This is a genomic window from Sphingomonas sp. SRI_018, assembly GCF_057586275.1.
Window position 1 is genome coordinate 24753 of sequence record NZ_JBYCZO010000008.1, and the last position, 7445, is coordinate 32197.

Below are 7445 nucleotides of genomic sequence, written 5' to 3' on the forward strand. Positions count from 1 at the left end.
CCTCACTTCTGCTCGCCGACGGGGGCCGTCGGATCGTTGCTGCTCTCGACACGGAATTTTGTTCGGATGTCTGGTGGAACCCGTTCGGCGATCGCGTCATAGACCGCCCTGGCGCGCCGCATGCCGAGCGCCGTGTTGTAGTCGAACGACGCGCGGACATCGGTGTGGCCCACGATCGCGATGACCCCGCCGCCCTGCTTGGCGATCCAGGCCGCAACCTTGTCGAGCAACGGTCCGAACTCGGGCCTGATGTCCGACTTGTCGGTGTCGAACAGGACGGTTCCCAGCAGAGCTCCGCCCTCGTCGATCCCGACCACCATTGAGGACGGATCGTCGACCCGGCCGCGCGCGGTAATGACGAGATTTTGCGCCGAGGCCGGATCCAGCCGGGGGAGGAGGGCTGCCTTCACCGCCTCGGCGCGATCGAACGCCAGCGCCTCTGTGTCGCCGTTGGCGTCGATAACCACTTCACCGCCCTGATATTCATTCACCTTGGCGGCCATCCGCTCGATCACCGGGAGGTACTGCTCCCGCACCTCGGCGCTGCCCGGTGCGAAGATCACGCGGCCCAACTCCAGTTCGATCGTCTCGGTGCGGCCTTCGATCAGTGCGACAGGCAGCTTCACGCCCCAGTCGAACCGGACGGGCAGGCCCGGGGTGATCCGGCGCAGCAGCGGGTTGTCCGTCGTGAACGCCGCACCGTCAGGCAGGGTGGTGGGATCGACCTTCAGGATGAAGTTGCGGCCGCGCTGCCATAGACCGCCGGGCACGCCTTCCAGATGATAGCGGCCATATTGGTCGGTCTCCATGATGAGACCTTCGACCGAGGCGATGCGCACGCCGGGGATGCCGCGCTCGTCAATACCGGCATTCTCGACGATATAGTCCACGACATAGCCGCCTTCGCCCTGCGAGACCTGCCGCGTCACCCGCGGCTCGGCGCCGTTCAGGCCCCTGGCCGCATCGCCGCTCTTCTCGACGCTGGTCTCGCCGGCCGCGTTCATGCGGATCGTGACACCCTGGCCGTTGGTGAGGACGAAATCGTCGGTGAAGGTCGGGGCATTCAGGCGCTGGCGGATGACGATCCGGTGCTTCTCGACCGGATCGGCCTCGGACTGGCGGGCGCTGATGCCGCCCAGCTTGATGCCGTGCAACATGGGCGCGCTCGCATCGGGCTCGGGCGCCATGCCCTGGCCGCGATCGACCAGCGTCGAGCCGGCGACATAGGCCTCGGGCGCGAACCCGCCCTGGACGTGCAGGCCGGAGAGCGCCGCACTGTCCTGCCAGCCATCGCCGTCGCGGTCATCGAACACCGTGCCGAAGATCAGGGTCTCATCGACCAGCGGATCGCCGACCAGCTCGACCTGCGCCGTCGCCGGATTGGATACGGGCACATTCTGGTCTGAATAGACCTGGGCCTGATTGATGTGCGTGCCCTGACGGACGCCGGCCCCGACCCGCATCAGATAGGCGAGCGTGGCGGTCTCCCCGGCGCGCACGTCGATGCCTTCGAAACGCAGCGGGCTCTGGCCCGAGACGCTGGCCATATTGTCACCGTCGACGACCTGCAGCGAGCCTTCGACATAGGTGAACCCGGCCGGCGGCATGTCAACGATATCGCCGCCCACCAGATCGCGCTCGCCGACATTCTCGACCGAGAGCGTGTAGCGGACCAGATCGCCGATCCTGGCCTCGCGCACCGCGGCGGTCTTGACGAGGCGGATGAGCGGCAGTTCGACCTTATGCTCGGTCGTGCAGGCGTCGCAGCTCGGCACCGAGGTTCCACCACCACCGGCAGCCGTCACCAGGTTGCGGACCATCTCGCCCGCCTGATCATTGACGGTGGCGGTGTAGGTCAGGCTGTGCGTGCCGACCGGCGTGCCCGCGGGAAGCGTGCAGGTGATGGTCTCGCCGGCCGCCTGGCAGAGCGACGGCATGCTCGTGACCGTGAGGCCCGGGTCGGGCGTGTCGACCAGAGTCAGCGGCTCGGTCGTCGCACCATTGGCGACGGTGGCGACCAGTGAATAATTGATCGTCTGCCCCACCTGGACGGTCTCGCCTGCCGCCGGATCGGCCGACTTGACGACGCTGATGACGGGCGCGGCGACCGGTGTGTCGGTGCCGCAATTGCCTGCGCACGTGGGCGTGTTGTCGCCCGTGCCGACGACCGTATTGGTTACCGAGCCCGAGGCCTGCGCGCTGACGGTCGCCGTATAGGTCAGGCTGTAGGTGCCCGGTGCGGTTCCCGCCGGCAGGGTGCAGATCAGCGGGCTTGCCGCGTTACAGGTGAAGACCCCGGCATCGGTGACCGCGGTGAAGTCCAGACCGGTGCCCAGCGTGTCCGTCAGGGTCAGGATAGCGGTCGTCGCCGAATTGGTGACGGTCGCGGTCAGCGTATAGGTCAGGACGTCGCCGGCTTTCACTTCGGCCGGACCCGCCACCGATTTGGCATAGGTCACAGCCGGGGCTGCCAGTGGCGTGTCAGTGCCGCAGTTCCCCGCGCAGGTTGGGTTGTCGTCGCCCGTGCCGGCTACGGCATTGGTCACGCTTCCGGTCGCGCTCGCATTCACCGTCGCGGTGTAGGTGAGGCTGTAGGTGCCGGGCGCTGTCCCCGCAGGCAGCGTACAGACCAGCGGATTGGCCGCGTTGCAGGTGAAGACGCCCGCATTGGTCACGGCGGTGAAATCGAGGCCCGTGCCCAGCGTATCGGTGAGAGTGAGGGTGTTGACGGTCGGTGAATTTGCGACCGTTACCGTGAGCGTATAGGTCAGGACATCGCCGACGCTCACCGTGGCGCCGGGCGCCGTCACGGACTTTGCATAGGTGATGGTCGGATTGTCGACCGGCGTATCGGTCGAGCAGCTTCCCGCGCAGGAGGGCGTGTCGCCGCCCGAACCGACGACCGCATTATTGACCGTGCCCGTGGCGCTTGCATTCACCGTGGCGGTGTAGGTGAGGTTGTAGGTGCCAACAGCCGTGCCGGCGGGCAGCGTGCAGATCAGCGGATTCGCTGCGTTGCAAGTGAAGGCGCCCGCGTTGGTCACGGCGGTGAAGTCGAGCCCTGCACCCAGCGTATCGGTCAGGGTAAGAATCGCTCGGGTGGGCGAGCTCGCGACCGTTGCGGTCAGCGTATAGGTCAGGACGTCACCGACGTGAACGGGCGTGCCGGGAGCCGAGACGCTCTTGGCATAGGTGACCACGGGATCGGCGACGGGCGTATCGGTGCCGCACTGGGTGGTACAGGTGGGATTGTCGCCGCCCGAGCCGACCACGACATTGCTGACCATCCCGGTCGCCGCCGCGTTGACGGTTGCGGTATAGACGACGCTGTAGGTGCCGGGGCCGGAGCCGGTAGGCAAGGTAAAGCGCACGATCGGGGCGCCCGAGGCATCGACCGTGTAGGCGCCGGCGTTGACGACAGCGGTGAAATCGAGGCCCGTGCCGAGCGTATCGGTCAGGAGCACGATGTCCGACGTGGTCTGCGAGTTGGCGACCGTCGTCGTCAGTGTGAAGGTGATAACATCGCCGGTCGAGACCGGACCTGCGGTATCCGCGGTCTTGGCATAGCTGACGGCAGGCGCGATCACCGGCGTATTGGTGCCACAGGCACCGGCGCAGGTCGGATTGTCCGGCCCCGAACCCAGCACGGCGTTGGTTACGCTGCCGGTCGCGCTCGCGTTGACGGTGGCGGTGTAGGTGAGGCTATAGGTGCCAGGTACGGTGCCAGCCGGCAGCGTGCAGACCAGCGGATTCGCTGCATTGCATGTGAAGGCGCCGGCATTGGTGACGGCGGTGAAGTCAAGACCGGTTCCCAGCGTATCGGTGAGGGTCACCACACCCGTGGTCGCGGAGCTGGCGACGGTCGCGGTCAGCGTGTAGCCGATGACGTCGCCGACCTTCACCTGCGTCGCATTGGCGCTCTTCGAGTAAGTGACCGAGGAGTCCTCGACCGGGGTGTCGGTGCCGCACTGGGTGGTGCAGGTCGGATTGTCGTTGCCCGAGCCGACGACGACATTGCTGACCGTCCCTGTCGCCGAGGCGTTGACGGTTGCGGTATAGACGACGCTGTATGTGCCCGGACCGGTCCCGGCCGGCAAGGTAAAGCGCACGACCGGGGCGCCGGATGCATCGACGCTGTAGGCGCCGGCGCTGACGATGGCGGTGAAGTCGAGGCCGGTGCCAAGCGTGTCGGTCAGCAGCACCACGTCCGAGGTGGTCTGCGAGTTCGCGACGGTCGTTGTCAGCGTGAAGGTGATCACGTCTCCGCTCGAGACCGGTCCCGCGGTGCTGGCGGTCTTGGCATAGGTGACGGCAGGCGCGATGACGGGCGTGTCGATGTCGCAATCGCCGATGCAGGTGGGGTTATCCGGGCCAGAGCCGAGGACGGCGTTGCTGACCGTTCCAGTGGCGCTCGCATTCACCGTGGCGGTATAGGTGAGGCTATAGGTGCCCACTGCGGTGCCGGCAGGCAGCGTGCAGACCAGCGGATTCGCCGCGTTGCAGGTGAAAGCGCCAGCATCGGTGACCGCGGTGAAATCCAGACCCGTCCCCAATGTATCTGTCAGCGTCAGGACACCGGTGCTGGCCGAGTTGGCGATCGTCGCGGTCAGCGTGTAGCTGATGACATCGCCGACCTTCACCTGCGTGGCATTGGCGCTCTTGGCATAGGTAATGGCCGGATCGGCGACTGGCGTGGTGGTCGTACAGGTGCCCGAGCAGGTCGGGTTATCGCCGCCCGTGCCGACGACCGCATTGTTGACCGTGCCGGTCGCGCCCGCATTCACCGTAGCGGTGTAGGTCAGGCTGTACGTGCCAACCGCGGTGCCAGCCGGCAGCGTGCAGACCAGCGGATTCGCGGCATTGCAGGTAAAGATGCCCGCATTGGTAACCGCGGTGAAGTCGAGGCCCGCGCTTATCGTGTCGGTCAGCGTCAGGACAGCCGTGGTCGGCGAGTTCGTCACGCGAGCCGTCAGCGTGTAGGTCAGGACATCGCCGGCCGAGACGGTGGCGCCGGGTGCCGAGACGGATTTGGAATAGGTCACACCCGTGTCCGCCACTGGCGTGTCGGTGCCGCACTGAGTGGTGCAGGTGGGATTATCGCCGCCGGTGCCGACGACGACATTGCTGACCGTCCCGGTCGCCGCCGCGTTGACGGTTGCGGTATAGACGACGCTGTAGGTACCTGGACCGGAGCCCGCAGGCAGGGTGAAGCGCACGACAGGTGCGCCGGAGGCGTCGATCGTGTAAGCGCCTGCGCTGACGACCGCCGTGAAATCGAGGCCCGTGCCAAGCGTATCGGTGAGCAGTACGATGTCCGACGTGGTCTGCGAATTGGCGACCGTTGTTGTCAGCGTGAAGGTGATGATGTCGCCGGTGGTGACCGGACCGGCTGTGTCCGCAGCCTTCGCATAGCTGACGGCAGGCGCGATGACCGGTGTGTCGATGTCGCAGTCGGCGCCGCAGACGGGATTATCCGGGCCAGACCCGAGCACCGCATTGCTGACCGTGCCGGTAGCGCTTGCGTTGACCGTCGCGGTATAGGTGAGGCTATAGGTGCCGACGGCCGTGCCCGCGGGCAGCGTGCAGACCAGGGGATTGGCGGCATTGCAGGTGAACGCGCCGGGACTGGTGACGGCGGTGAAGTCGAGGCCGGTTCCCAGCGTATCTGTCAGCGTCAAGACACCGGTGCTGGCCGAGTTGGCGATCGTCGCGCTCAGCGTATAGCTGATCACATCGCCGACCTTCACCTGGGTCGCATTGGCGCTCTTGGCATAGGTGATGGCCGGATCTGTGACTGGCGTCGTGGTCGTGCAGGTGCCCGAACAGGTCGGGTTGTCGCCGCCGGTGCCGACGACCGCATTGTTGACCGTGCCGGTGGCCTGGTTGTTGACGGTTGCGGTGTAGGTGAGGCTGTAGACGCCCGGAGCAGTCCCGGCCGGCAGCGTGCAGACCAGCGGGTTCGCCGCGTTGCAGGTGAAAGCGCCGGCATTGGTAACGGCGGTGAAGTCGAGGCCCGCGCTCAGCGTATCCGTAAGCGTCAGGACGGCTGTCGTTGGTGAATCGGCGACGGTTGCGGTGAGCGTGTAGGTCAGGACATCGCCGGCCGAAACGGTCGCGCCAGGAGCGGAAACGCTCTTGGCATAGGTAACCGCGGGCGGCACCAGAGGCGTATCGGTCCCACAGTTGGTGGTGCAACTCGGATCATCTGGTCCAGAACCGATAACGGCGTTGGTGACCGACCCTGAAGCCGAGGCGTTGACGATCGCAGTGTAAGTGACGCTGTAAGTGCCTGGAGCGGTCCCCGCCGGCAATGTGCAGACCAAGGGGTTCGCAGCATTGCAGGTGAACATGCCGGCGTTGACGACGGATCCGAAATCGAGGCCGGCACCAAGCGTGTCAGTCAGCGTCACAATGCCCGTGGTCTGGGAATTGGCGACAGTGGCCGAAAGCGTGTAGGAAATGGTGTCGCCGATCGCGACGCTGGTTGCACCCGTCGTCTTTGCGAAGGTCACCGTGGCATCAGCTACCGGCGTATCGGTATCGCAGGTTCCCGCGCAGGTCGGATCATCGTCGCCTGTGCCGACTACAGCGTTGGACACGAATGTGGCCGCGGTCGCGTTGACGGTCGCAGTATAGGTGAGACTATAGGTCCCGACCGCCGTTCCGGCGGGAAGTGTGCAGACCAGGGGATTGGCTGCATTGCAGGTGAAAGCGCCTGCATTGGTCACGGCGCCGAAGTCGAGACCCTGGCCCAGAGTATCAGTGAGCGTCAGAACATTCAGCGTTGCAGAATTGGTGACGGTGGCCGTCAGCGTGTAGGTCAGCGTATCGCCGACGCTTACGGCTGGGCCGGGCGCAGTGACGGCTTTCGCATAGGTCACCACTGGGAGGGGGGTCACATTGACGATCGCCGTCGATTCGTCATTGCCGGGATTGCTATCCGCGATTCCCGAGGACAGACCGATACGCGCCGTATTGGAAACTTGCGTCTGCGCTTGGGCAGCGGCAGAGCCGATGGCCAAGGCGAGGGCGCACATTACCAGCATGGACAGGTGCATCCAGCGGTCGATTGCGATCCTGCAAAGCGAGTGGACCAAGACGAACTCCCCTGATCAGTTGGCCGAATCCAATTTCAATTGAAAAACTGGAAATTAACCGTAGCAACACGCTTACCGAACTAAGTATTTTCCCCGTATTCTCGTAGAATAATAAATTCTTATCGAGAAGAAATACCCGAATTATCGCTTTATATTTATCATTTTATTTCATAGGTTATTATATCAACCAAAGACGAATCATCTGCCACATGCCCTAGCCCGCCGCGACGAGAGCAATGGAGCGTCAAAATCCACCCAATAAGGCGCACGCCAAAGCTAGGTAGGCCCGAGTCCATTTCACATCAAAATTGCGTAGGCGATATTAAAAATTCGTTAAATCTGTCAAGG

Annotated in this window: 1 protein-coding gene; it reads right to left on the bottom strand. The window is 64.6% G+C overall.

What is annotated here, in order from left to right; genetic code table 11:
* Positions 1 to 2: 2 nt before the first annotated feature.
* On the bottom strand, positions 3 to 7097 hold the full coding sequence (locus tag AC2YHA_RS19385; protein ID WP_487402961.1) for an OmpA family protein: 7095 nt from the start codon (positions 7095 to 7097) through the stop codon (positions 3 to 5).
* Positions 7098 to 7445: the final 348 nt, after the last annotated feature.